This window comes from Herbaspirillum sp. AP02, from assembly GCF_015767275.1.
Classification (GTDB): Bacteria; Pseudomonadota; Gammaproteobacteria; order Burkholderiales; family Burkholderiaceae_D; genus Herbaspirillum.
This window is the reverse complement of sequence record NZ_JADWMY010000011.1, coordinates 37,078-60,848: the sequence shown is the minus strand read 5'-3', so window position 1 is coordinate 60,848 and position 23,771 is coordinate 37,078. Positions and strand designations below refer to the sequence as shown.

Annotated in this window: 20 protein-coding genes; 13 read left to right on the top strand and 7 right to left on the bottom strand. The window is 65.4% G+C overall.

Going from position 1 to position 23,771, the window contains the following annotated elements; all coding sequences use genetic code 11:
- Window positions 1-49: 49 nt before the first annotated feature.
- Window positions 50-745 carry a CoA transferase subunit A gene (locus tag I5R65_RS19750; RefSeq protein ID WP_006461144.1) on the top strand — a complete coding sequence of 232 codons (696 nt, stop codon included), beginning with the start codon at window positions 50-52 and terminating at the stop codon, window positions 743-745.
- A gap of 16 nt (window positions 746-761) precedes the next feature.
- The gene (locus tag I5R65_RS19745; protein WP_180666811.1) at window positions 762-1,412 is read left to right on the top strand and encodes a 3-oxoacid CoA-transferase subunit B; all 651 of its coding nucleotides are present in this window, start codon (window positions 762-764) and stop codon (window positions 1,410-1,412) included.
- A gap of 132 nt (window positions 1,413-1,544) precedes the next feature.
- Here the strand turns inward: I5R65_RS19745 and I5R65_RS19740 are convergent, their stop codons facing one another.
- On the bottom strand, window positions 1,545-3,098 hold the full coding sequence (locus I5R65_RS19740; RefSeq protein ID WP_180666809.1) for a sensor domain-containing diguanylate cyclase: 1,554 nt from the start codon (window positions 3,096-3,098) through the stop codon (window positions 1,545-1,547).
- Window positions 3,099-3,265: 167 nt separating this feature from the next.
- On the opposite strand from I5R65_RS19740, the gene I5R65_RS19735 reads away from it, so the two are divergent.
- Together I5R65_RS19735 and I5R65_RS19730 are read left to right on the top strand one after the other, a co-directional pair.
- A complete protein-coding gene (locus I5R65_RS19735) occupies window positions 3,266-4,681 on the top strand; it encodes a PAS domain-containing sensor histidine kinase (protein ID WP_231395260.1) in 1,416 nt (471 codons plus the stop codon).
- On the top strand, window positions 4,666-6,021 hold the full coding sequence (locus I5R65_RS19730; protein ID WP_180666805.1) for a sigma-54 dependent transcriptional regulator: 1,356 nt from the start codon (window positions 4,666-4,668) through the stop codon (window positions 6,019-6,021). Before I5R65_RS19735 ends, I5R65_RS19730 begins: the two co-directional genes overlap by 16 nt.
- A 52-nt stretch (window positions 6,022-6,073) precedes the next feature.
- Here the strand turns inward: I5R65_RS19730 and I5R65_RS19725 are convergent, their stop codons facing one another.
- From I5R65_RS19725 to I5R65_RS19710, 4 genes are all read right to left on the bottom strand, one after another.
- On the bottom strand, window positions 6,074-7,879 hold the full coding sequence (locus I5R65_RS19725; RefSeq protein ID WP_180666803.1) for a sensor domain-containing phosphodiesterase: 1,806 nt from the start codon (window positions 7,877-7,879) through the stop codon (window positions 6,074-6,076).
- Window positions 7,872-9,587 carry a methyl-accepting chemotaxis protein gene (locus I5R65_RS19720; protein ID WP_180666801.1) on the bottom strand — a complete coding sequence of 572 codons (1,716 nt, stop codon included), beginning with the start codon at window positions 9,585-9,587 and terminating at the stop codon, window positions 7,872-7,874. Before I5R65_RS19720 ends, I5R65_RS19725 begins: the two co-directional genes overlap by 8 nt.
- A gap of 386 nt (window positions 9,588-9,973) precedes the next feature.
- Window positions 9,974-10,786 (bottom strand): SDR family oxidoreductase, encoded by an 813-nt coding sequence (locus I5R65_RS19715; RefSeq protein WP_180667063.1) that lies wholly within the window; start codon window positions 10,784-10,786, stop codon window positions 9,974-9,976.
- A 128-nt stretch (window positions 10,787-10,914) separates the two neighbouring features.
- Window positions 10,915-11,262: a multidrug efflux SMR transporter gene (locus tag I5R65_RS19710; protein WP_180666799.1), complete on the bottom strand. Its 348-nt coding sequence runs from the start codon at window positions 11,260-11,262 to the stop codon at window positions 10,915-10,917.
- A 260-nt stretch (window positions 11,263-11,522) separates the two neighbouring features.
- Here I5R65_RS19710 and I5R65_RS19705 point away from each other — a divergent pair, with 260 nt between their 5' ends.
- The 3 genes from I5R65_RS19705 (at window position 11,523) to I5R65_RS19695 (ending at window position 13,951) form a co-directional block, all read left to right on the top strand.
- Window positions 11,523-12,218: a hypothetical protein gene (locus I5R65_RS19705; protein WP_231395259.1), complete on the top strand. Its 696-nt coding sequence runs from the start codon at window positions 11,523-11,525 to the stop codon at window positions 12,216-12,218.
- A gap of 159 nt (window positions 12,219-12,377) precedes the next feature.
- Window positions 12,378-12,725, top strand: coding sequence for a DMT family protein (locus I5R65_RS19700; protein ID WP_006461163.1), 348 nt, complete (start codon window positions 12,378-12,380; stop codon window positions 12,723-12,725).
- Window positions 12,722-13,951, top strand: a complete 1,230-nt coding sequence (locus I5R65_RS19695) for an MFS transporter (protein ID WP_180666795.1) — start codon at window positions 12,722-12,724, stop codon at window positions 13,949-13,951. The genes I5R65_RS19700 and I5R65_RS19695 overlap by 4 nt, the downstream gene beginning before the upstream one ends.
- Before the next feature lie 6 nt (window positions 13,952-13,957).
- On the opposite strand, the gene I5R65_RS19690 is transcribed toward I5R65_RS19695, so the two are convergent.
- Window positions 13,958-14,701: a helix-turn-helix transcriptional regulator gene (locus I5R65_RS19690; RefSeq protein ID WP_102662617.1), complete on the bottom strand. Its 744-nt coding sequence runs from the start codon at window positions 14,699-14,701 to the stop codon at window positions 13,958-13,960.
- 190 nt (window positions 14,702-14,891) lie between these two features.
- Between I5R65_RS19690 and I5R65_RS19685 the strand changes: the two genes are divergently transcribed.
- Genes I5R65_RS19685 through I5R65_RS19675 form a run of 3 tightly spaced genes read left to right on the top strand, consistent with a single transcriptional unit; the run spans window position 14,892 to window position 16,532 of the window.
- Window positions 14,892-15,302, top strand: coding sequence for a hypothetical protein (locus I5R65_RS19685; RefSeq protein WP_180666793.1), 411 nt, complete (start codon window positions 14,892-14,894; stop codon window positions 15,300-15,302).
- Window positions 15,303-15,325: 23 nt separating this feature from the next.
- Window positions 15,326-16,117: a DUF2145 domain-containing protein gene (locus I5R65_RS19680; protein ID WP_180666791.1), complete on the top strand. Its 792-nt coding sequence runs from the start codon at window positions 15,326-15,328 to the stop codon at window positions 16,115-16,117.
- A gap of 34 nt (window positions 16,118-16,151) precedes the next feature.
- On the top strand, window positions 16,152-16,532 hold the full coding sequence (locus I5R65_RS19675; RefSeq protein WP_370460923.1) for a cytochrome c family protein: 381 nt from the start codon (window positions 16,152-16,154) through the stop codon (window positions 16,530-16,532).
- A gap of 11 nt (window positions 16,533-16,543) precedes the next feature.
- Here I5R65_RS19675 and I5R65_RS19670 read toward each other — a convergent pair whose 3' ends face one another.
- A complete protein-coding gene (locus I5R65_RS19670) occupies window positions 16,544-17,422 on the bottom strand; it encodes an oxygenase MpaB family protein (RefSeq protein WP_180666789.1) in 879 nt (292 codons plus the stop codon).
- Window positions 17,423-17,841: 419 nt separating this feature from the next.
- Here I5R65_RS19670 and I5R65_RS19665 point away from each other — a divergent pair, with 419 nt between their 5' ends.
- From I5R65_RS19665 to I5R65_RS19655, 3 genes are read left to right on the top strand one after another with little or no spacing between them, the layout of a single operon-like run.
- Window positions 17,842-21,030 (top strand): efflux RND transporter permease subunit, encoded by a 3,189-nt coding sequence (locus I5R65_RS19665; protein WP_180666787.1) that lies wholly within the window; start codon window positions 17,842-17,844, stop codon window positions 21,028-21,030.
- Between the two features lie 3 nt (window positions 21,031-21,033).
- Complete coding sequence (locus tag I5R65_RS19660) at window positions 21,034-22,248, top strand: efflux RND transporter periplasmic adaptor subunit (protein ID WP_180666785.1); 1,215 nt, start codon at window positions 21,034-21,036, stop codon at window positions 22,246-22,248.
- Window positions 22,245-23,753, top strand: coding sequence for an efflux transporter outer membrane subunit (locus I5R65_RS19655; RefSeq protein ID WP_180666783.1), 1,509 nt, complete (start codon window positions 22,245-22,247; stop codon window positions 23,751-23,753). Before I5R65_RS19660 ends, I5R65_RS19655 begins: the two co-directional genes overlap by 4 nt.
- Window positions 23,754-23,771: the final 18 nt, after the last annotated feature.

Here is a 23,771-nt window from a genome sequence, read left to right as displayed (position 1 = left end):
ACCAGCAGCTTGCAACCCTGCTCGCAAGACAAGAGCCGAAAGGAGACTCGTGAACAAAGTGTATCCAGACGCGGCCACCGCGTTGAAAGACATCGTCAAGGACGGTCAGACCATTGCGGTCGGCGGCTTTGGCCTGTGTGGCATCCCCGAGGCGTTGATCGCCGCCCTGCGTGATTCGGGCGCGCAGAACCTGACCGCCATCTCCAACAACGCCGGGGTCGATGGTTTCGGCCTGGGCCAGTTGCTGTCCACCCGCCAGATCAAGAAGATGATCGCCTCCTACGTGGGCGAGAACAAGGAGTTCGAACGCCAGTACCTGGCCGGCGAACTGGAACTGGAATTCACCCCGCAGGGTACGCTGGCCGAGAAGCTGCGCGCCGGCGGCGCCGGCATCCCGGCCTTCTTCACCAAGACCGGTGTCGGTACCCTGGTGGCCGAGGGCAAGGAAGTGCGCGAATTCGACGGCGAACGCTACGTGATGGAACGTTCGCTGGTGGCCGACGTGTCGCTGGTGAAGGCGCAGAAGGCCGACAAGGCTGGCAATCTGGTCTTCAACAAGACCGCCCGCAACTTCAACCCCAATGTCGCCATGGCCGGCAAGGTCACCGTGGTGGAAGTGGAAGAACTGGTGGAAGTGGGGCAGCTCGATCCTGACCAGATCCACACCCCCGGTATCTTCGTGCATCGCATCGTGGTCAACGCCACGCCCGAGAAGCGCATCGAACAACGCACCGTGCGCGCATAAGAGGAGACACGACAAAATGGCATGGACCCGAGATGAAATGGCTGCCCGCGCAGCCAAGGAACTGCAGGACGGCTTCTACGTGAACCTGGGCATCGGCTTGCCCACCCTGGTGGCCAACCACGTTCCCAACGATATCGAAGTGTGGCTGCAGTCCGAGAACGGCCTGCTGGGCATCGGCCCCTTCCCCACCGAAGACCAGGTCGATGCCGACCTGATCAACGCCGGCAAGCAGACCGTGACGACCATCCCCGGCTCGTCCTTCTTCAGTTCGGCCGATTCCTTCGGCATGATCCGTGGCGGCAAGATCAACATCGCCATCCTGGGCGCGATGCAGGTCTCGGCCAAGGGTGACCTGGCCAACTGGATGATCCCCGGCAAGATGGTCAAGGGCATGGGCGGCGCGATGGACCTGGTGGCCGGTGTGGGCCGCGTGGTGGTCCTGATGGAGCACGTGGCCAAGGCCAAGGATGGCAGCACCTCGCAGAAGATTCTCAATGACTGCAACCTGCCGCTGACGGGCGTGGGCGTGGTCAACCGCATCATCACCGACCTGGGCGTGATCGACGTCACCCCCGGTGGCCTGAAGCTGATTGAACTGGCTTCCGGCGTGACCAAGGAAGAAGTGATCGAGAAGACCGAAGCACCGCTGGATGTGAGCGAGGTCTGATCGAGGTCTGATCGAGGTCTGATCGAGGTCTGAGCGATTCGCCTGACGCCGGATTGCAAGGAAACAAGGGCGCCGTGAAAACGGCGCCCTTTTTTGTCACGGCGCTGGCGACGCCGCGCGTCGGTACGACATTCAATCCACCGCGCTGACCCGCACCGTATTGCGGCCATCGCGTTTGGCCCGGTACAGCGCGGCATCGGCGGCGTTGAGTACGTCTTCCACCCGATGATGCAACCCGCGTTGCAAGGTGGCCACGCCGACACTGATGGTCAGCACCCGCAGTGGGCTGGCGGCATGCACGATCAGCCGACTGTAGACGGCGTCGCACAGACGCTGCGCCATCAGGCGGGCACCTTCGGCGTCGGTCAATTCCAGCAGCACGACAAACTCCTCGCCGCCGTAGCGGCCGGCGCAATCGGTATGGCGGGGCAGGTTATCGCTGATGGTATGTGCCACTTCCTGCAGTACGGCGTCGCCAAGCTTGTGACCATAGGTATCGTTGTAGGGCTTGAAGTGGTCGACATCGATGAACAGTACCGAGAAGGTCGAATTGAGATTGCGCCGACAGCGCTCCCAGGTCGCCTGCAGGGCTTCGTCCAGGGCGCGGCGGTTGAGCAGGCCGGTCAGGCCGTCGGTCTGGGCCAGTTCTTCCAGGCGCTTCTCGATGGCCACGCGGCGACGCAGTTCCTGCCGCACGTGCGATAGCAGATAGGCGGACAGCAATGCGAAGATGAACAGCGAGATGATCACTGCATAAAGCGTCTTGCGCCAGCTCTTGAAGATGGCCTGTTCGGCATAGCCCACGAAGACGATCAGCGGTGACTCGGGAATGCGGCGGAAGGTATAGAGCCGTTCCACCCCGTCGCTGTTGGCGCGGGCGAAGAAGCTGCCTTCCTCGTGCTGCAGGGCGCTCTGGATGCGCTGGAAGTTCGCGCTGCCGCTCAGGTCGCGGCCGATTATCCGCTCGTCGTAGGGAACCCGCATGTAGGCCACGCCATCATCGGAGTACAGCGAGATGATGCCATCGGCACCCAGCGAAAGCCCTTCGAACAATTCCCGGAAATAGCTCAGGTCCAGTGCCATGACGGCGATCCCGCCGAAGCTGCCATCTTCGTTGAACAGACGTTTGGACAGCACCACCACCCGCACATCGTTGCCCAGGTTGGGCAGATTGGCCAGGACCGGTTTGGAGACATACAGCCCCGCATTGGCCGAATCGCGATGCACCGAGAAATAGGCGCGGTCACTGTAGTTGGGTGCGGCATCGCCCTGGCGACGACGCGAGCTGGCCTGGACCCGGCCATTGGCATCGATGATCGCCATCACCGCGATATGGCTGACATTGGCGGTACTGCCGAACAGGTAGGCATAGCGCTGGGCGTCATTCAGGCGCCCGGCGCCCAGCGGATGCTGGTAGCGATAGGCCAGCGTGTCCAGCGACAGCGACAGGACTTCCATATTGCGCGAAATCGCCCGCTGGGCGATCAGAGTCACGTTGCCGGCATTGTCCACGGCCGCCAGTCGCGTCTGGCGATAGCTCTGGTAAAGCGTGCTGGCACACATGGCGATCACCATCAGCATGGCGATGCCCAATACCACCACCAAGTATTTCTTCAACTGCTTGATTTTATTTCCCCCTGCTTGACCCCAGGCGCAATTAACGCATAAAGCAAAAAGAGCTTCCATCTTGATCGGAGGCAACGTGATTGAGTTGCAACAAAAGATGAACCGCGATCTTGCCGTTCCTGTCAGATGGGTTATCAAGGGCCTGTTCACACTAAATCGCACTCGTAGATATAGTGTGAACAGGCCCTGGCGCTTCATGTTTAAATGCAAGCGCCATGCAAGGCGACATGCCAACTGGCAGTGGAGGCCTCCTGAATATCAAGAACACCATCAAACGCGACCTGCTCATCCTGTGGGCCTTCATTGCCCTGATCGCGCTCGTGCTGGCCTTCCTGCTGCTGCAGCTGAGCCGGCAGGGTGCCGCGTCGCAGATCAGCCAGGCTACGGGCCAGGCCGCGGTGAGCTGCACCGCCATGAGCGCCGGACTGGCGCACGCGCTTTCCACCCCTCTTTCCAGCCCCGCTGGCGCCACGCGCCAGGAGCCCGGGGCCGACGGCCTGCCTGCACGCTCGCTGATGCAGGCCGTGATCGACCTGTCCCTGCGCGATCAGGCCGGGGTGGAGGGGGGATTCTGGCATCCGCAGCAGGATGTGGTGGCCTATGCCTTTCCCACCTATGACGGCAGCGGCATCAAGCGCGACCCGCCCGGGGCGGAAATGGAACGCATCGTCTCGATCGCCCAGCGTGCCCTCGATGGTGCGGCCACCGTGAGCGACGTGCGCCCCGGGCTGCGCGAGGCGGTGGTGTTCGCCGCCTGCCCGGTCGCGTGGAAGGGTGTGTCGCTGGCCGCCTGGACGCTCAAGCGCGTCCCCGTGATGAGCGCCGGCGTGCTCAACCAACTGCTGGTGGCCATCGCGTTGTTGCTGGGTTTCGTGATCGTCAGCGGGGTCTGGCTGGGGAGCACGCTGAGCCGCTGGCGTGGGCAGTCCGAACGCCTGTCGCGCCAGCTCGCGCATGCCGAGCGCCTGGCCACGCTGGGTCGGGTGGCCGCCGGCATGGCCCATGAAATCCGCAATCCCATCGGCGCCATGCGCATGAAGGCCGAGAACGCCCTGGCAGCACCGGCCCAGGTGCGCGAGGCAAGGGTGACCGGCGCGCTGGAAATGGTGGTCAGCCAGACCGAGCGGCTCGATGCGCTGGTGGCCAGCCTGCTGGCGCTGGCCCAGCCGTTCCAGGTGCAGCGCCAGCGCATCGACCTGGCAGCCTGGATCGAGGAACGGCGCCAGGCGCACGCCGAGCTGGCCGAGAAAAAGCAGCTGCAGCTGGGCACGGCACTGGACCTCCCCAGCTTCGCCACGGGACTCTCGACCACCGCGCTGGACCCGGTGCAGATGGCGCGCGCGCTGGACAATCTGCTGCTCAATGCACTGGCCCACTGCGAGCCTGGCGGCCACATCGACATCGGCGCCCGGCTTGGCGCGGATGGCCGCCTGCAGCTCTGGGTGGCCGATGACGGCCCCGGTGTCGCGCCCGAACTGCGCGAGAGCCTGTTCGATCCCTTTGTCAGCCAGCGCAGCGGCGGCACCGGCCTGGGCCTGGTGCTGGTGCGCGAAATCGTGCATGCGCATGGCGGCAGCATCACCCTGGCCGCCACCGGGTGTGGCGCCCGTTTCGATATGGAGTTGCCATGGCGCGCATCCTGATCGTCGATGACGACGTCGCTTTTCGTAGCAGCCTGGCCGAGACCGTCGGCGATCTCGGCCACGAGGTGCTGGAGGCCGGCAGCACCGCCGCCGGCCTGCGCCTGCTCTCTGCCCACGCCATCGATGCCGCCATCGTCGATCTGCGCATGCCGGATGAAGATGGCCTGGTCTTCCTGCAGCGTGCACCGGCCATCGCCGCCATTCCCTGCATCATGCTGACCGCCTATGCCAGCGGCGACAACACCATCGAAGCCATCCGCCTGGGCGCCTTCGACCACCTGACCAAGCCGGTCCCGCGCACCGCCCTGGTAGAGACCCTGGAACGTGCCTTGCGCCAGAGTGCCGCCGCATCAGCCGTGTCTGCCTCGCCGGACGCGGCCACCGCCAGTGCCAGCGAGCGCAACCAGCTGGTGGGCGACAGCGAAGCCATGCGCCAGGTCTTCAAGCAGATCGGCCGTGCCGCCAGCAGCGACGCCACCGTGCTGATCCTGGGCGAAACCGGCACCGGCAAGGAGCTGGTGGCACGTGCCCTGCATCGCAATGGCAGTCGCGCAGGGCGTCCCTTCGTGGCGGTCAACTGTGCGGCGATTCCCGCCGAACTGATCGAGAGCGAACTGTTCGGCCACGTCAAGGGGGCCTTCAGCGGTGCCACCCAGCATCGTCTGGGGCGCTTCCAGGAAGCCGACGGCGGTACCCTGTTCCTGGATGAGATCGGCGACATGGCGCTACCGACCCAGGCCAAGATTTTGCGTGTGCTGCAGGAACGGGAACTGACGCCGGTCGGCGGCAGCCAGTCGCAGCGCGTGGATGTGCGCGTGATCGCCGCCACCCATCGCGACCTGCCACAGGAGATTCGCGACGGACGCTTCCGGGAAGACCTCTGGTACCGCCTGCAGGTGGTGCCGATCATGGTGCCGCCGCTGCGCGAGCGGCCCGGCGACATCCTGGCCATTGCCGAACATTTCCTGCGTCAGCACGGTGGCGACAGCCCCAGGCGCATCAGCGCGGCGGCGGCGCGACGCCTGCTGCAGCATGCCTGGCCGGGCAATGTGCGGGAACTGCGCAATACCATGGAACGGGCGGCGGTGATGAGTCACGGCGCCTGCATCGAGGTGGAGCATATCGCCTTGCCCACCTTGTCCGTGGCCACTCCGGGACAGGGTGTGCACATCGATTGGGATGGACCGCTGGCAGCGGCCGTGGCACAGGTGGAGCGGGTGATGCTGGAGCGCGCATTGGCCGCAGCCAACGGCAATCGTGCCGAAGCCGCCCGCCGGCTGGGCATTTCGCGCCAGCAGCTGTATCGCAAGCTGGAAGAATCGGGACCGCCATTTAGTTAGGCCCCCCGGAAGGTACCTGGTCGCTCTAGTCGCCAGTCTCTGGCCTGAGACCTCAGGCCGCAGCCCGCACGTGGGCCGCGAAGGCCTCCGGCGTCAGGGGACGGGCCATGTAGTAACCCTGTGCTTCGTCCACGCCCCAGGTGCGGATCAACTCCAGGGTCTGCGCCGTTTCCACGCCCTCGGCCACGATGTGGTAATCCAGCTCCTTGGCCAACGCGATCAGCGATTGCACGATGCGACGATCCCGCTCGCTGGTGTCCAGGTGGCGGATCAGCGACTGGTCGATCTTGACCACCGAGGCCGGCACCTGCTGCAGGTAGGCGAAGTTGCTGTAGCCGGTACCGAAATCGTCCAGCGCCAGCCCCATACCCAGGGCGCGGATATCGTGCAGCAGCCCGAGCACGGCCGGGCTGTGCATCCATATCCCTTCGGTACATTCGATCTCGACCATGGCCGGGTCGATGCCGCTGTCGCGGCAGGCACGTTCCAGGCGGCCGATCAGGTCGGACTCCTCGAAGTTGGGCGCGGCCAGGTTGATGGCCAGCTTGACCGGCATGCCCTCGTCCTTCCATGTCGCCATCTGCTGCAGGGCGGCCTGGATCACCCATTCCGACACCGGACGGATCAGCGCCGTGCGCTCCACCAACGGGATGAATTCGGCCGGCGAGATCGGTCCCAGCGCATGGTGCTGCCAACGCAGCAGGGCCTCGCCGCCGTGATAGCGGTTGCTGCGCAGGTCCAGCTTGGGCTGGTAGGCCAGTGCCAGGCCACCCCCCTGCTGGCGCTCGGGCAGGAGCGCTGCGGGGATATCGTTGAGCAGGCGGAAGCGACGCTGGTGCATCACGTCGGCATCGGCATCGTAGTCGGCCCAGCGGTGCCGGCGCGCCAGGGCTTCATGCAGGGCCGCCACCGCCTTGCGCGGCGCATCGCGCAATTGCTCGCCGTTTTGCGCGACGCTGACGATGCCGCCATAGCTGGGCAGCTTCATGGGCACGGCCATGCTGTCGACCGGCTCTTCCAGCACCGCGGTCATGCCGCGCAAGTGGCTGGCCATCTGCTCGGCCTTGCCGGCGTGCGAGAGCAGCGCGAAACGGCCGTCACTGATGTGATAGACGTCGCCCTGCCCCACCACCAGTGCCTGCAGCCGCGCCCCGACATTGCGGATCAGTTCGTCATGGATGCGCGAACCCAGCACGCTGCCGATCTCGAAGGAGGTATGGGCGTCCGGCATGTCGATGTAGGCCAGCGCCCGGGTTCCCGGCGCATCGCTCTGCAGGGCGGTATCGGCCGATGCCAGCGAGGCCAGGTCTTCGCGCAACTGATACTTGTTGGGCAGGGCCGTGAGCGGATCGACGCGGCCGATGGCCCGGCGCAGCAGCATCTGCGACATCGCCAGTGCGGCCAGCTGCTGCAGCTGCTTGCGCTGGGCTGCATCGAAACTGCGTGCAACGGTATCGGTCACGCACAGCGCACCAATGGCATGCCCCTCGGGCGTGAGCAGGGGGGCACCTACATAGAAGCGGATATAGGGCGGTCCGACCACCAGCGGATTGGCGGCAAAGCGCGGATCGAGGGCGGCGTCTTCCACCACCATCAGCGCACGCTGGCTTACCGTGTGGTCGCAGAAGGACAGCTCACGGGATGGCGCGCACATGTCCGGGCCACTCTGCGACTTGACCCACTGGCGGTCGGCATCGATCAGCGAGACATAGGCGCCACTGACCGCGAACAGCGAGTGACACAGGCGGGTGATGTTGTCCAGATCTTCGGAGGAGCCGGTATCGAGCAGGTGCAGGGCATGCAGCGCCGCCAGGCGCTGCAGTTCATCGTTCGGCCGGGACAGCGTCGCGTCATCCATTCACGTGTTCCCCCGCTGCAGCCAGTTGCAGGCTTCGACCCGGACGGGCATCCAGCGCGGGTGGCGGGTTGACGAGCGTTGCAGACGACTTCGTTGCCGCCAACGAGGAGGGCGCTGCCAGCTGGAACACATCGACCGCCCGGGTCAGGTGCTGGGCCTGGTCCTGCAGGCTGGAGACAGCGGCGCTGGCCTGTTCCACCAGGGTGGCGTTCTGCTGGGTGACCTGATCCATCAGGGCGATGGCCTTGTGCACTTCCTCGATGCCCACGCTCTGCTCATGGCTGGCGGTGGAAATTTCGCCCATCACGTCAGTGACCTGCTGCACGCTGGTCACGATCTGTTCCATGGTTTCGCCGGCGCGCTCCACCAGGCGGGTACCGTTCTCGACGTTGTCGACCGAGGCATCGATCAGTTGCTTGACCTCCTTGGCGGCCGCTGCGCTACGTTGTGCCAGGCTGCGCACCTCGGTGGCGACCACCGCGAAGCCACGTCCCTGTTCACCGGCACGTGCCGCTTCCACCGCTGCGTTCAAGGCCAGGATATTGGTCTGGAAGGCGATGCCGTCGATCACCCCGATGATGTCCACGATCTTGCGCGACGAGGTGTTGATGGCGGCCATGGTATCGACCACTTCGTCGACGATGGCGCCGCCCTGCTTGGCGATGTCGGAGGCATTGCGGGCCAGCTGGTTGGCTTCGCGGGCATGGCCGTCGTTCTGCTTGACGGTGGCCGTCAGTTGCTCCATGGCCGAGGCGGTTTCTTCCAGCGAGGCGGCCTGGTCTTCGGTACGGGCCGACAGGTCGCTGTTGCCGGCGGCGATCTGGGCGCTGATGGTGGCCACACCCGCTGCCGCATCACGCACTTCGGTCACGGTATTGCGCAGGTTGACGCTCATCTCGGAGAGCGTCGCCATGATGCTCTGGCGCTTGCCGCCATCGTAGCGGCGCAGGGCCACTTCGTGGTACAGCTCGCCACGGTCCACCGCCAGTGCCAGTTGCTTGACCTGGTCCGGCTCGGCACCCAGGGCGCGGCCAATGGAACGCGTGATCAGGCCGGCCAGCACCACCCCGGCCACCATGGCCGCCGCCAGCAGTACCAGCATGAAGGCCTGGAAACCACGGGCGGTGCTGCGTGCCTTGGTCGACTCGGCCTGGCTCATGCGTTCCTGCAGATCGATGAATTTGTTCACCGTGGCCAGCCAGGTGATGAAGGCCGGCTTGGCTTCGCCCAGCATGATCTTGCGGGCGCCGTCGATGTCGCCGCTGCTGCGGGCGGCGATGATGCGTGCCGAAAGCGGCATGGCGCGGGCTTCGGCGGCCTTGATCTGGGCCAGGGCGTCGCGCTCGTCGGCGTTGGGAGCGTGCGCCCCCTTGTTGGCGAAGATGGCGTCCAGGGGTTGCGCCGATTGCTGGTAGTCGGCATCGAGCTTGTTGATCAGGGTCACCACCTCCTTGACCTCGGCGTCACCCACCAGCGTCAGGTCGCGCAGGGCGATGGCGCGGTCGTGGACGCTGCCACGGAAGTTGATGGCATAGCGTTGCTTGACGTTGTTGTCTTCGCTGACCGTGGTCAGGCTGCCCTCGATCGAATTGACCTTGCTGATGCTCACCACCGTCAGTACCAGCATCATCACCAGTACCAGCGCAAAACTGAGACCCAGGCGCGCAGCCACGCTGAGCGAGCGCCCCTTGTTGTTAGCCTTATCCATGATTTCCCCTGTTGTATGGATTCAATGTGCGGACCAGATCCGCTGCTGGCGCGTTCTCGCGCCTTGGAAGACAGTGCGATGCCAGGCCCCCACCGTCCCATGCAAGACCAAGGGGGGCGTGTTTCCGGATGACCAGCCCCGACCGCTCATCCGCTGTTTTCACGGTCGGGGAGCCTAGCACGTCGGCGGAAAAACTTCTTGGACGTTCTCGGATCCTTGTGACGGACATGCGCGGCGCTGCCAAAGCCGATTTGCCGGGCCGCGAGGCAATCCTGCAAGCGTCTGCACTGCACCCGGATGACTGCCGCTGATGGGAAAACCACGACAGCAAGTTTTAGAACCACCCTGAGGCAGTCGCTCCGGATCAGGCCGGCCGCTGGATCGGATCAGTGCACGGCGCGGTAGCGCGCTGCCGGCACATTGGCCGAGAGCTTGCCGGCCAGGTCCTGGCGGGCGGTCTCGAAGCGGGTCCAGGCATCTTCCTCGTGCAGCGAGGGAATGGTCACCAGTTCGCCGCGCTGGAAGCCGACCAGGGCGGCATCGACCATCTGGTCGGCGGGCATGACGATGGCCGGGTCCAGGTGTTCCACCGGCAGCCCGCCGATGGCCCAGAAGTCGGTCGCGGTGGCACCGGGCAACACCGCCTGCACCTGTACGCCCTTGGCCGCCAGTTCATGATGCAGCGATTGCGAGAAGGCCAGCACGAAGGCCTTGCTGCCGCCATAGACGCCGTTGAGCACTTCCGGTGCCACGCCGACGATGGAGGAGATATTGATGATCGCGCCCTGGCCGCGTGCCACGAAGCCGGGGACCACGGCATAGCTCAGGCGGGTCGGCGCGGTGACGTTCAGGGCGATCATGTCGGTCATGTGATCGACATTGCTCTGCAGCAGCGGGGTGTGGGTGCCGATGCCGGCATTGTTGACCAGCAGGGTGATGCTGGCATCGTTGCGCAGCTTGTCTTCCACCTGCGCCAGCGACTGGGCCTGGCCCAGGTCGGCTTCCAGCACTTCCACGGTACGGCGGGTGTCGTTGCTGATGCGCTGGGCCAGGGCATTGAGGCGCTCGCGGTTGCGGGCCACCAGGATCAGGTCGTAGCCCAGGCGGGCGAGGCGGTCGGCATACAGGGCGCCGATGCCGGACGAAGCGCCGGTGATGAGAGCGGTACCGCGTTGGGTGGCGGCTTGGGACTGGGTCATGATGTTCTCCTTGGGGTTGTCGGTTGCGATGGAGAGCATCTTATGGCGGCGGCCGATATCCGGAATGACGTAGATGGTGGTGTTTTCGGACATCCTGACCGGATCCCGTCACCCGCTACCTGACTGCCTCAATGCCCGGCGCTGCCGGAAAAGATGTTGATCACCAGCACCCCGGCCACGATCAGTGCGATCCCGGCCACCGCCGGCCCGTCCAGGCGCTGGTGGTGGATCAGCCAGGCCGCCAGCGTGATCAGCACGATCCCCACCCCCGACCAGATCGCATAGGCCACGCTGGTGGGCATGCTGCGCAAGGTCAGCGAGAGGCAATAGAAGGACAGGCCATACCCGAGCACCACCACCAGGGCCGGCAGCACGCGGGTCATCCCGTCGGAAGACTTGAGGGCGGTGGTGGCGATGACTTCGGCGACGATGGCGACCGCCAGGGTCAGGTAAGGAGAGGGGGAGGGAAGGGACATGGGCAGGCTCCTGTGCAAAAGAGGGATGGCGGCGGACAGTGTCCGCCTGCGGACGCTGAAGTGTCACGGAAACGGACACCTGCTGGCAAGGGTGAGTTCCTAAGTGATTGAATATAAAGGGATTCATGGCAGGCACGGGGTTTGCAAAAGAGGGAATACCTCTCACCCCTCAAGGAGTTGTCATGAAACATTCTTCATCCCCGCTTTCATCTCTGCGATCAGCCTCGCTGCGGTCCCTGGCCGCTGCATCGACCGTGGCCATGCTGACTTCACTGCTGCCTGCCCATGCCCAGGCGCTGCCACCGCCGCCGGCACCCTTGCCCGGTCCGGTCCCCGCTGCGGGTATGGCGCCGCCTGCGCCGCCGGCCACCTATGAAGCTGCCTTGACGGCCCAGGCGCCGGTTACCGAAGGCCGCGTCAGCCGCCTGTTGATCAATCCCTATGGCGAGGTCGATGGCCTGCTGGTGGGTGAGCGCACCCTGGTCAAGTTCCCGCCGCACCTGTCGCAGACGCTGCAAGGCGCGGTCAAGCCGGGGCAGTCGGTACGGGTGTTCGGCCAGAGTGAGGGGGCCGGTCCCAACAACGCCGGCACCATCAAGGCCGACGCCATCGTCAATCTCGCCACCGGCCAGACCGTGATCGATCGCCCGCCCGCCTTCGACGCCAACCCGCCGCTGCCGCCCCACCTGCGCGCCGCGCAGCTGCGCCAGCTGACGGTGCGCGGCAAGATCGCCATGGTCCTCACCGGTCCGCGTGGCGAAGCCAATGGCGTCATCCTCGACGACGGCAGCATCGCCCGCTTCGCCCCCGACAGCGTGCGCATGCCGCTGGAACCCGGCGCGTCGTTTGCTGCCAATGGCTTGGGCACCCGCAACAGCATGGGTACCGCCATCGAGGCCATCGATGTCGGTGCCAGTGCGGACAGCCTGCAACCCCTGTACAGCCGGGTGCGCTGAAGCCGCCATGCGCAGGCATGGCCGGTTTTCCCCGTCGTACTGATCGTCAAGCCGATGCGTAACGGGCGGTCCCTGGAGCATCGCTCCATGGTTCCATGGCTCCCTCGCTTCGTTACGCATCCTTTCTTTCTGTCGCCATTTTCATAAAGAACAAAAAACATGTCGCCCAAAGTCCTTCCCATCGTCTTCCTGATCATCTCCAACGTCTTCATGACCTTTGCCTGGTACGGCCATCTCAAGTTCGAGAACCGTCCCCTGTACCTGGTGATCCTGGTCAGCTGGATGATCGCCCTGGCCGAATACTGCTTCGCCGTCCCCGCCAATCGCATCGGCCACAGCGTCTACAACGCCGCCGAACTCAAGACCATGCAGGAGGTGATCACGCTGGTGGTGTTCTCGATCTTCTCGGTGCTCTACCTGGGTGAGCAGTTCACCATCAACCATCTGGTCGGGTTTGGCTGCATCTGCCTGGGCGCCTTCTTCATCTTCAAGGGGCCGATAGGATGAACTCCAAGGCCGGCTCCATCGCCTGGCTGTCCAGGCTGAACTTCTTCCTGGCCGACGTGCGCGACGGTCTCGGGCCTTTCCTCGGGGTGTTCTTGATGGGGCAGGGCTGGGCCGCCGACGACATCGGCTATGTGATGACGCTGGGCGGCATCGCCGGCATGCTCGCCACCACGCCGGCCGGCGCGCTCACCGATGCGGTGCGCGCCAAGCGCCTGGTGGTCGGGCTGGGGTCGGTGCTGGTGGTGGCCGGCTCCTTGCTGCTGCTGGTGGCCCCCAGTTTCACGCTGACCGCCATTTCCCAGGTCGGCACCGGCATCGTTGGCGCCATCATCGGCCCGGCCATCGCAGGCCTCACCCTGGGCATCGTCGGCCAGCAGGGTTTGCCCGCCCAGCTCGGGCGCAACGAAGCCTGGAACCATGCCGGCAACGTCTTCTCGGCGGCCCTGGCCGGCGCACTCGGTTACTACTGGGGCCTGCCGGCGGTGTTCGTACTGATGGCGGTGATGGCGCTGGCTTCGCTGGTCTGCCTGTCGCGCATCCGCCCGCAGGATATCGATCACGACGTCGCCCGTGGGCTGGACCCGGAACGCGCTGCAGCGGCACCGCAGGTCTCCACCTGGCGCGTGCTGGTCGCGTCGCGGCCGCTGATGCTGCTGGCCCTGGCCATGATGCTGTTCCACCTCGGTAATGCGGCGATGTTGCCCCTGCTGAGCCAGTCGGTGGTGGCGCGGGGTGGTGCCGATCCGGCGCTCTATACCGCGCTCACGGTGATCGTGGCGCAGCTGGTGATGATTCCCACCGCGCTCCTGACTGGCCGCTTCGCTGAACGCCAGGGCTACTGGCTGCCAATCACCATCGCCCTGCTGGCATTGCCGGTGCGCGGCCTGGTGGCCGGCGTGTGGGATTCGCCCTGGGCGCTGCTGCCGGTGCAGATGCTCGATGGCGTCGGTGCCGGCCTGCTGGGCGTGGCCTTGCCGGGTTCGGTAGCGCGCATCCTGCAGGGCAGCGGCCATATCAACATCGGCCTGGGCGCGGTCACCACCATCCAGTCGGTCGGCGCGGCGCTGAGCCCGGCCCTGGCCGGTGTGGTCGCCAAGCACTACGGCTATGGCGCCGCGTTTGCCGCGCTGACCGGGATTGCCGTGCTGGCGCTGCTGGTGTGGGGATGGCTGGCGGAGCGGCGCGATCATGCACCGGGTGGCAGGCCGGCGGTGGTGACGGAGTAGTCCGCGCTATGGCTTCTCGTCCCGACGCAATTCCAGGAAATACGCCGGCGACCAGGGCCTGAGCGCCACGATCATGGCAGTGCCGGTGCGTCGTTCCAGCGGCAGCGACAGGTCCTGGTGGTGCGCCGCGAGGAAGTCTGCCGAGAGCCGGTTCATGGTCCGCTGGACGGCGGCATTGCTCTCTTCGGAAAGGGTGCCGCTGACCATGATCATCTTTTCGCCCGGCTGGTCGAAGTGCGAATTGAAGAAATCGTTGCGCAACTGGGCGCGGAAATACTGCTGGATCGGGCCGCCGGGCAGCCAGGTGAAGTCCTGCGCCACACGCACCCGGATGCGATTATTGGGCAGCAGGTCAAGAATGCCCAGCTTGTCCAGTTGTGCCAACAGGCGGATGCATTCGGCCGTGCTCATGGCAAACGTCGAGACGATTTCCTCCAGCGTCCACTGGTGTAAGGCATGCACGGCCACCAGCAGCAGCTTGGGATCGGCCACCAGTTTCTTTTCCTGTTCTTCCGTCAGGCGCGACGGCACCGGCTGTTCGGTCACCACCATGCGCGCCAGATCGCTGATCTGGATACCCAGCAGCGTACAGACCTGATCCAATCGCTCCAGCGTGAAGCTGCGTTCGGCAAAGATGCGCTTGACGCTGGCTTCGCTCAGGGCCAGCCCCTTGGCCAGCTGCGCATAGGTGATGCCGCGCGCCTTGAGCAGGTTCTTCAATGCATTGACCAGCGATTCCGCCTGGGCCATGGTGATCCCTCCTGAGTTCTCCGTTTATTCACTCTTTCTGGCCCGGTATTGTATTTCGATACCTGATGAAACAGGAATTGCGCTTCGGAATGACACGCTCAACAGCGCTCCAACACCTTGTTACATTGCGTCTCGCTGACCCGCCTTCGTGGCAGCAGTTACCCAAAAGTCAAACTACAAGGAGCCCGTCATGAAAAGCCTTTCCCTGCAACGTCTGTCCCTGTCCTGCGCCCTGGTGGCCGCGCTGCTGGCCTCTCCGGTACACGCCCAGTCGCGTAACAGTGATGCGTCCACCGCCTCGGTGGCAGTCTCGGTGATCGTCCCGGCCGTATTCATTTCGGAAGCAGGCCGTTATGTGGTCAAGGGTGTGGAGGGATCGGCCAACGGGACCGTGTATGTGCTGGAAAAAGTGGGAGAGGGCGTCCGTGGATCGATCACGGTGGGCGCCAACGTCAGCGGCGCGGCGTCGGTCGGCGTGGGCGCATCGGTGAGCTTCGTGGCCACCGCGTCCGGCACGTTGATGGTGGCCTCCGGCAAGGTGCTGGCGATCATCCCCAATGCACTGGGCAAGGCCCTGCTGAAGAACGAGAAACTGTCCTGATCCGCACATACCGGGAGACCATCATGCAAACTTCGCAACATCGCATCAAGCATCTGCTGGCCGGCCTGGCCCTGGCCATCACCCTGCCGCTGGCGGCGCATGCCGGGCAGTCCTGCGAGCAGACCATTCCCGAGGCCAGCGCCGTACGCCAGCAACTGGAGATGGCGGTCAAGACGGTCGAGCGGCTCAATGCCAGCGGTGCTGATGTGGCCATCATCGGCCGTATCGGCCAGGACCTGAGCCAGTACCATCAACGCTATTCCCACATCGCCATCGCCTATCGCGATGGCCAGGACTGGTACGTGGTGCACAAGCTCAACGAGTGCGGCACCGCCGTGAGCAACGTCTACGAGCAGGGCATGGGCCAGTTCTTCATGGACAGCCCCTTCCTGCTGGAGGCCTACGTGACCGTGCCGCAGCCGGAGGTGCAGCAGAAGCTGCGCGCGGCCATCGTCCGTCCCCAGGTGACCCGCATGCATGAGCCGCAGTACAGCATGCTGGCCTACCCATGGGCCACCCGTTACCAGCAGTCCAACCAGTGGGTCACCGAAACGCTGGCGACCGCGCTGGAGCCGCAGATCAGTACCCGCGAGCAGGCCCAGGCCTGGCTCAAGTTCAAGGGCTATGCGCCCGATACCTTGCAGCTCGGCCCGCTGACGCGCTTGGGCGGACGCATGTTCAAGGCCAACATCGCTTTTGATGATCATCCCAGCGCCCTGCGCTTCAGCGATAGAATCGAGACCACCACGGCCGATTCGGTGTTCGCCTTCCTGCAGAAGTCGGGCCTCGAAGCCAGCCATTTCGTGATCCAGTAGCGTCCCGCCTCATCAGTCTCAACCCGGAATATCCATGCGCCCGAATCCCTGCCTGGCCCTCGCCTTCGCCATTACCCTCATCCCGATGACCGGTCAGGCGGCAGGGGATGCGGTGGCCGGGCGCGCCGCCTTCGCCAAGTGCGCCAGCTGCCACGCCGTAGGACCCTCGGCCCGCGCCGGCTTCGGTCCGCAGCTGAGCAACGTGATCGGCCGCAAGGCCGGTTCCACCGCGGATTTCAAGTATTCGCCGGCGATGGCCGGTGCCGGCTTCGTCTGGACCGAGGACAAGCTGCGCGCCTTCCTCAAGGCGCCCAGCGAGGTGGTGCCGGGCAACAAGATGCGTTTCTGGGGCATCGGCAGCGACCGCCAGATCGACGACATCCTGGCCTACCTGCGCAGCGTCCGTCAGCCCTGAAAGAGCGGCCTTCAGCCGTACGGCGGCAAGCCCATGCGCCGCCGCGCCAGATGGATGGAGCCGTTGCGCACCGCCCAGCGCAGTGGCTGTGCCGCCGCCAGTACCGAGCGTCGCAGCAGTTCCCGACGCCACGGCGGACGCGGCGTGACCCCCAGCATCTCTTGCGCCCAGGGCGGCAGCAGGTCCACCCCGGCGCGCATCATCAGGCGCGTCCATGGTTGCGCCAGCGCGTTCGGCGCGGGGGCATTCAACACCAGTTGCAAGGTCTTGCGGGTGCGTTCGTCACAGCGCAGTTCGGGGCGCATCGCCTGGATGTATCCTGCCACCGCACTCTGTGAACGTGGGACCTCGCGCGCGCCCAGTGCCTCGGCCACGCGGGCGATCTCGTCGAAATACTGGTCCTGGCGCGCCGCCGGAAAGTCCGGCCGACGATAGCGCAGATAAGCCTGCAGGAAGCAATGCACCTCGGCTACGTGTACCCAGGTCAGCAGGTCGGGGTCGCTGGCGGAATAGGCACGTCCGTCCGGCGCCACCCCCTTGACCACGAGATGGATGCGCTTGACCCGCTCGATGAGGCGCTCGGCGTCGGCGCGACTGCCGAAGGTGGTGCCGGCGATGAATTGTGCAGTCGCGCGCAGGCGCGCCAGCATGTCGGCCTGGAAGTTGGAGTGATCCCACACTCCGGCCAGTGGTAGCGGATGCAACATCTGCAGCAGCAGGGCCGCCACGCCGCCGGTCAACATGGACGTGAAATCGCTGTGGACCTGCCAGGCTGCAGAGTCCGGACCGAACAGGCCAGGATCGCCCGGCGGCTGCAGGAAGTCGGCACTGCCGGGGCCGCGGCTGATGGAGAGGACACTGGCTTCGATGCGCTGGCGCAGGAATTCCATGATGCAGGGGAGGGTGCAGGGATAAGGTGAAGGAAGGGCAGTGTGCCATAGCAGGGCCATTCCTGCCGGGCGCCACATGTGGCGTTTTTCCGGTTGTGCTTGCAGCCGGTGAGAAGCCGCTCGCTGACATTTCTGTCAGAAAGCGATTTGTCGAAAAGCCTTCTGCAAGGCGGCTCCGAGGCCGCTACAATAGCCCACGCCGCACGGCCCACGAAGAATAAAACCGGGCCCGGGCAAGCTCATCGGATTCAGGGAACGCAGACCGGCGACCGGGGAAAAGCGCCAGCCTGCGCCACATAGAACAAAGCACAGCAGGAGAGGACGGCCGGGGCCGCACGGGGCGCCGGTTCATGGCATGGGCAGGCTGCATGACGCAGGCTGCCCGGTCGTTCCTGCCCGCCTTACAGGGATAGCAGTTCATGAACATGGTCGCGCTGGCGTTGCGCCGCCCGTACACCTTCATCGTGATGGCCTTGCTGATCGTGCTGGCCACGCCATTGACGCTGAAGAACATGGCCACCGACATCTTCCCCGAGATCAATATCCCGGTGGTCTCCATCATCTGGAACTACAACGGCCTGTCGGCGCAGGAGATGGGGCAGCGCATCGCCGCCCAGAACGAGCGCGGACTCACCACCGTGGTCAGCGACATCGAACACATCGAGTCGCAATCCCTGGCCGGGGTATCGGTGATCAAGGTGTTCTTCCAGCCCAAGGCCAATATCCAGACCGCCATCGCCCAGGTGGTGGCATCGGTGCAGACCCAGGTGCGCCAGCTGCCGCCGGGGATCACGCCGCCGTTGGTGATCAAGTATTCCGCCTCCAGCATCCCGGTGATGCAACTGGCGCTGTCCTCGCCCACGCTGCCCGAGCAAACCGTGTTCGATGCTGCCGTCCAGACCCTGCGTCCGCAACTGGTCACCATTCCCGGCGTGGCGGTGCCTTATCCCTATGGCGGCAAGAGCCGGTTGATCTCGGTGGACCTGGATACCCAGGCCCTGCAGTCGCGTGGCCTGGCCCCCATCGACGTGGTCAACGCCATCAATACGCAGAACCTGATCTTGCCCTCCGGGACGGCCAAGTTCGGCGGCACCGAATATTCGGTCAAGATCAACGGCTCGCCCGAAGCCGTGGCTGGCCTCAACGAGCTGCCGGTGCGCACCACCAACGGCGCCACCATCTATCTCAAGGATGTGGCCAACGTGCGCGACGGCTTCTCGCCGCAGACCAACGTGGTGCGCCAGGACGGCGCGCGCGGCGTGCTGCTGTCCATCCTCAAGAACGGCGGCGCTTCTACGCTGGACATCGTGGACAACCTGCGCAAGCTCCTGCCTACCGCCGCCCAGACCCTGCCTGAAGACCTCAAGATCACGCCGCTGTTCGACCAGTCGCTGTTCGTGAAGGCCGCCGTGACCGGCGTCATCAGCGAGGCGCTCATCGCCGCCGGCCTGACGGCGGCCATGGTGCTGCTGTTCCTGGGCAACTGGCGCAGCACGCTCATCATCGGCCTGACCATTCCGCTGTCCATCATGGCCGCCATCCTGCTGCTGGCCGCCATGGGCGAAACCCTGAACCTGATGACCCTGGGCGGCCTGGCGCTCTCGGTGGGCATCCTGGTGGACCAGGCCATCGTCACCATCGAGAACATCGAGCGCCACCTGCACCTGGGCCGTCCGCTGCACGACGCCATCACCGTGGGTGCCGGCGAGATCGGCGTGCCGGCCTTCGTCGCCACGCTGTGCATCTGCATCGTGTTCGTGCCGATGTTCTTCCTCTCCGGCGTGGCGCGCTTCCTGTTCGTGCCGCTGGCCGAAGCGGTGGTTTTTGCCATGGCCGCGTCCTACATCCTCTCGCGCACCCTGGTGCCGACGCTGGTGATGCTGCTCATGGGCAGCCACGGCCAGGTCGAAAGCGCCAAGGCCAGCCTGCTGCAGCGCCTGTACCGCGCCTTCGACAACCGCTTCGAGCGGGTGCGCCACGGCTATACGCTGGTGCTGTCCTCGCTGCTGGCGCACCGGCGCCGCTTCGCGCTGGGCTTCCTGGGGTTCTGCCTGCTCTCCTGCCTGTTGTATCCCTTCCTCGGCCGCGACTTCTTCCCCAACGTGGATGGCGGCCAGATCCGCCTGCACATGCGCATGCCCACCGGCACCCGCATTGAGGAAACCGCCCGTGCCGCCGACGAGGTCGAGCGCGTCATCCGCAGCCTCATTCCGGCCTCCGAACTGGAGACCATCCTCGACAACCTGGGCGTCCCCAATTCCGGTATCAACCTGTCCTACAGCAATGCCGGCACCATTGGCACCCTCGATGGCGAAATCCTGATGGCCCTGAAGGAAGGCCACCGGCCCACCGAGGAACTGGTGGCCATGCTGCGCGAGCAATTGCCGCGCCGCTTCCCCGGCATCGAGTTCTTCTTCCAGCCGGCCGACATCGTCACCCAGATCCTGAACTTCGGCCTGCCTGCCGCCATCGACGTGCAATTCACCGGCCCCAACATGGAAGCCAATGCACGGCTGGCGGCCGAGCTGACGCGCAAGATCAAACAGATTCCCGGCGCGGTGGATGCCCACGTGCACCAGCGACTGGACGGTCCGTCCCTGGACCTGCGCATGGATCGCACGCGCCTGCAGCAGTTCGGCCTGTCGGCCTCCAATGTCGGCCAGAACCTCCTGATCGCCCTGTCCGGCAGTTCGCAGACGCAGCCGGCCTTCTGGCTCAATCCCAATAACGGTGTGGTCTACAGCATTGCGGTGCAGTCCCCGCAATACCAGGTCGATTCGCTCGATTCCCTGCTCAATATCCCGGTCGGGGCTGGCGCCAATGCCACCACCCCGCCGCAACTGCTGGGCAACCTGGTCGATGTGCATGCCGGACGCCAGATGGCGGTGGCCTCGCGCTATAACATCTCGCCGGCCATCGATGTCTATGTCAGCGTGCAGGGCACTGACCTGGCCAGCGTGGCCAGCAAGGTGACGGCCCTGGTGGAAGAGATCAAGCCCAGGCTGGCCCGTGGCAGCCAGGTGGTGATCCGCGGCCAGGTGGAAACCATGCAGTCATCCTTCATCGGCCTGGGCGTCGGCCTGGCCATGGCCATCGTGCTGGTGTACCTGCTGGTGGTGGTCAACTTCCAGTCGTGGATCGATGCCGCCATCATCATCGCCGCGCTGCCTGCCGCACTGGCCGGCATCGCCTGGATGCTCTTCATCACCGGCACCACGCTCTCGGTGCCGGCCCTGACCGGCGCCATCATGACCATGGGCGTGGCCACCGCCAACAGTATCCTGATCGTGGCCTTTGCGCGGCAGCGCCGGGAAGAGGGCGCCACCCCGCTGGCCGCCGCGCTGGAAGCCGGCTCCACCCGTATCCGCCCGGTGCTGATGACGGCGCTGGCCATGATCATCGGCATGATCCCCATGGCCCTGGGCCTGGGCGAGGGTGCCGAACAGAACGCGCCACTGGGGCGTGCCGTGATCGGTGGGCTCATGCTGGCCACCGTATCGACCTTGTTTTTCGTGCCGGTGGTGTTTGCCGGCGTGCATCAGAGACTGGCCCGCCGCGCCGACAAGCGCCGCCATCCCGTGGCCGGGCCCGCGCATCAGGAGTCTTGAACCATGTCGCATGACCGTCATTCCGAACTCGGCATCCACCCCCTTTCCGAGGGCGAGCCGCAACAGCGCCAGCAGATGATGAAGCGCGCCCGGCTGGTGCTGGTGGTGGTGCTGATCCTGCTGGCCGCAGGCGCGGCGCGTACCATCATCAGCCGCACGGCCAACGCGCGCGCCCTGGAAGCCGGCACCGCCGAGCGTGCCAAGGTCTTCGTGCGCGTGACCGAGGCGCGCAGCAGCGCCGACGGCCAGACCCTGGCCTTGCCCGGGACCTTGCAGGGCTTTGTGCAGTCCCCCATCTCGGCGCGTTCCGGCGGCTACCTCAAGCGCTGGTACAAGGACATCGGCGCCGAGGTCAAGAAGGGCGACCTGCTGGCCGAACTGGATACCCCGGAAATCGACCAGCAACTCTCGCAGGCCCTGGCCGCGCGCCAGCAGGCCGCCTCCAGCATGGAACTGGCCAAGAGCTCGATGGCCCGCTGGGAAGCCCTGCGCAAGAAGGATGCGGTCTCGCAGCAGGAACTGGATGAACGCCGCAGCGCCTTCGCCCAGGCCAGCTCCAACCTGGCGGCAGCGGACGCCAACGTCGAACGGCTGCGCCAGGTGGAAGGCTTCAAGCGCATCGTGGCACCGTTCTCGGGCATCATCACGCGCCGCAACGTGGACGTGGGCGACCTGATCGATCCGGGCGCCGGGCGCTCGCTGTTCGTGCTCTCGCAGACCGATCCGTTGCGGGTCTATGTCAACGTGCCGCAGTCCTATGCCAACCTGGTCAAGCCCGGCCAGCAGGTCACGGTCACCCAGTCCGAACTGCGCGGCCGCAAGTTCGAAGGCAAGGTGGCGCGCACCGCAGGGTCCATCGATACGGCCACCCGTTCCATGCAGATCGAGGTGACCCTGGCCAATGCCGACAACGCCTTGCTGCCCGGTGCCTTCGTGCAGGTGGCACTGCCCCTGAAACCCAGCGGTGCCTTGCTGGTCGCGGCCGATACGCTGATGTTCCGGCGCGACGGGTCGTTGGTGGCGGCCGTCGATGAGCAGAACAAGGTACAGCTCAAGAAGGTCAGGCTGGGGCGCAACTTCGGGCTCACCGTGGAAGTGCTGGAGGGTTTGAGCGGCAAGGAAAAACTGATCCTCAATCCCTCCGATTCGCTCTCTGAAGGTGACCAGGTCGAGCCCACCCTGGAGCAGCCCGCCCCAGCGAAGAAGGCCGCATCATGACGCTGCGCCGTCCGCCGGTCGTACTGGTCATGCTGACCTGCGCCCTGGTGCTCACTGCCTGCGCCAGCGGCCCCGACTACGTCAAGCCGACGCTGGACATGCCCGCCGCCTGGACGCCGGAAGCTCCCTGGCGCAGCATGCAGCCGCAGGACGAGGTAGCGCGCGGTCCCTGGTGGGAGCGCTTCGGCGATGTCCAGCTCAACGCCCTGCAACAGCAGGCGCTGGCCGGCAACCAGACGTTGGCGATTGCCACGGCGCGGCTGGCCCAGGCGCGCGCCCAGCTGGATGTGAGCGGGGCCGCGCAGGCGCCGCAGGTCGGCATCAGCAGCCGTGCGGCGCGTGCGCGCATCTCGGCCAACCGGCCGCTGACCAACTACAATTCGCCCAATTACGCGACCGTACAAAACGATTTCGCGCTGGGCTTGACGGTCAGTTACGAACTGGATTTCTTCGGCCGTGTACGACGCTCGGTGGAAGCGGCCGGTGCCGCCCTCCAGCAATCGGCTGCCGATCTCGAAAACACCCGCCTCCTGATCAGCGCCGACCTGGCCAGCAATTATTTCAACCTGCGTGAACTGGATATCGAACTGGACGTGGTCCGGCGCGCCATCGAGCTGCAGCGCAAGGCGCTGGATCTGGCCACGTCGCGGCACGACCTGGGTGCCACTTCCGGACTGGACGTAGCCCAGCAACAGGCCCTGCTGGATACCACGCTGACCCAGGTCGACCTGCTGGGCCGCCAGCGCGCCCAGTACGAGCACGCCATCGCCACCCTGACCGGTACCCCCGCGCCGGGATTCGCGATCGCCCCCTCGCTGGCGCCGATCGCCTTGCCGGCGATCCCGCTGGGCGTGCCCTCGGATGTGCTGGAACGTCGCCCCGACGTCGCCTCGGCCGAGCGCGCCATGGCCGCCGCCAATGCCCAGATCGGCGTGGCCAGCGCGGCCTACTATCCCAGCTTCATGCTGCAGCCCTCGTATGGCGTGGACAGTCGCAACTGGGGCGCGCTCTTCAATGCCCCCAGCGTGCTGTGGTCGCTCGGGGTATCGGCCTCGCAAAGCCTGTTCGACGCCGGCCGCCTGCGCGCCGGCGTGGACTTCAGCAAGGCTGGTTACCAGGCCACCGTAGCCGGTTACCGACGCACCGTGCTGACCGCCATGCAGGAGGTGGAAGACGGCATCACCGGCATCGCCGCCCTGGACCGTGCCTATCGGCAATCGCAATCGGCCATCGCCAGTGCACGCCGGGTGCTGGACATCGCCACCAGCCGCTACGAAGGCGGCGCCACACCCTACCTCGATGTGATCACGGCGCAACAGTCCCTGCTCAACAGCGAGCGCCAGGCGGCGCAATTGATGGGGCAACGGCTGCTGGTGTCGGTATTCCTCATCAAAGCTCTCGGGGGAGACTGGCAGGAGCGTCGCGAGAGTGAACCGCAGGTCGGTACATCTTCAGCACCGGTACTTGCAAAATTGCCAATCTTATCGCCACAAGAGAACGACTGATATGATGGCCTGACCAGT

What these genes read in the sequence shown, in the direction of transcription:
- I5R65_RS19745 (WP_180666811.1), top strand. Translation starts at nt 762, where the DNA reads ATGGCATGGACCCGAGATGAAATGGCTGCCCGCGCAGCCAAGGAACTG.
- I5R65_RS19740 (WP_180666809.1), bottom strand. Translation starts at nt 3,098, where the DNA reads ATGGAAGCTCTTTTTGCTTTATGCGTTAATTGCGCCTGGGGTCAAGCA.
- I5R65_RS19735 (WP_231395260.1), top strand. Translation starts at nt 3,266, where the DNA reads ATGCCAACTGGCAGTGGAGGCCTCCTGAATATCAAGAACACCATCAAA.
- I5R65_RS19730 (WP_180666805.1), top strand. Translation starts at nt 4,666, where the DNA reads ATGGCGCGCATCCTGATCGTCGATGACGACGTCGCTTTTCGTAGCAGC.
- I5R65_RS19725 (WP_180666803.1), bottom strand. Translation starts at nt 7,879, where the DNA reads ATGGATGACGCGACGCTGTCCCGGCCGAACGATGAACTGCAGCGCCTG.
- I5R65_RS19720 (WP_180666801.1), bottom strand. Translation starts at nt 9,587, where the DNA reads ATGGATAAGGCTAACAACAAGGGGCGCTCGCTCAGCGTGGCTGCGCGC.
- I5R65_RS19715 (WP_180667063.1), bottom strand. Translation starts at nt 10,786, where the DNA reads ATGACCCAGTCCCAAGCCGCCACCCAACGCGGTACCGCTCTCATCACC.
- I5R65_RS19710 (WP_180666799.1), bottom strand. Translation starts at nt 11,262, where the DNA reads ATGTCCCTTCCCTCCCCCTCTCCTTACCTGACCCTGGCGGTCGCCATC.
- I5R65_RS19705 (WP_231395259.1), top strand. Translation starts at nt 11,523, where the DNA reads ATGCTGACTTCACTGCTGCCTGCCCATGCCCAGGCGCTGCCACCGCCG.
- I5R65_RS19700 (WP_006461163.1), top strand. Translation starts at nt 12,378, where the DNA reads ATGTCGCCCAAAGTCCTTCCCATCGTCTTCCTGATCATCTCCAACGTC.
- I5R65_RS19695 (WP_180666795.1), top strand. Translation starts at nt 12,722, where the DNA reads ATGAACTCCAAGGCCGGCTCCATCGCCTGGCTGTCCAGGCTGAACTTC.
- I5R65_RS19690 (WP_102662617.1), bottom strand. Translation starts at nt 14,701, where the DNA reads ATGGCCCAGGCGGAATCGCTGGTCAATGCATTGAAGAACCTGCTCAAG.
- I5R65_RS19685 (WP_180666793.1), top strand. Translation starts at nt 14,892, where the DNA reads ATGAAAAGCCTTTCCCTGCAACGTCTGTCCCTGTCCTGCGCCCTGGTG.
- I5R65_RS19680 (WP_180666791.1), top strand. Translation starts at nt 15,326, where the DNA reads ATGCAAACTTCGCAACATCGCATCAAGCATCTGCTGGCCGGCCTGGCC.
- I5R65_RS19675 (WP_370460923.1), top strand. Translation starts at nt 16,152, where the DNA reads ATGCGCCCGAATCCCTGCCTGGCCCTCGCCTTCGCCATTACCCTCATC.
- I5R65_RS19670 (WP_180666789.1), bottom strand. Translation starts at nt 17,422, where the DNA reads ATGGAATTCCTGCGCCAGCGCATCGAAGCCAGTGTCCTCTCCATCAGC.
- I5R65_RS19665 (WP_180666787.1), top strand. Translation starts at nt 17,842, where the DNA reads ATGAACATGGTCGCGCTGGCGTTGCGCCGCCCGTACACCTTCATCGTG.
- I5R65_RS19660 (WP_180666785.1), top strand. Translation starts at nt 21,034, where the DNA reads ATGTCGCATGACCGTCATTCCGAACTCGGCATCCACCCCCTTTCCGAG.
- I5R65_RS19655 (WP_180666783.1), top strand. Translation starts at nt 22,245, where the DNA reads ATGACGCTGCGCCGTCCGCCGGTCGTACTGGTCATGCTGACCTGCGCC.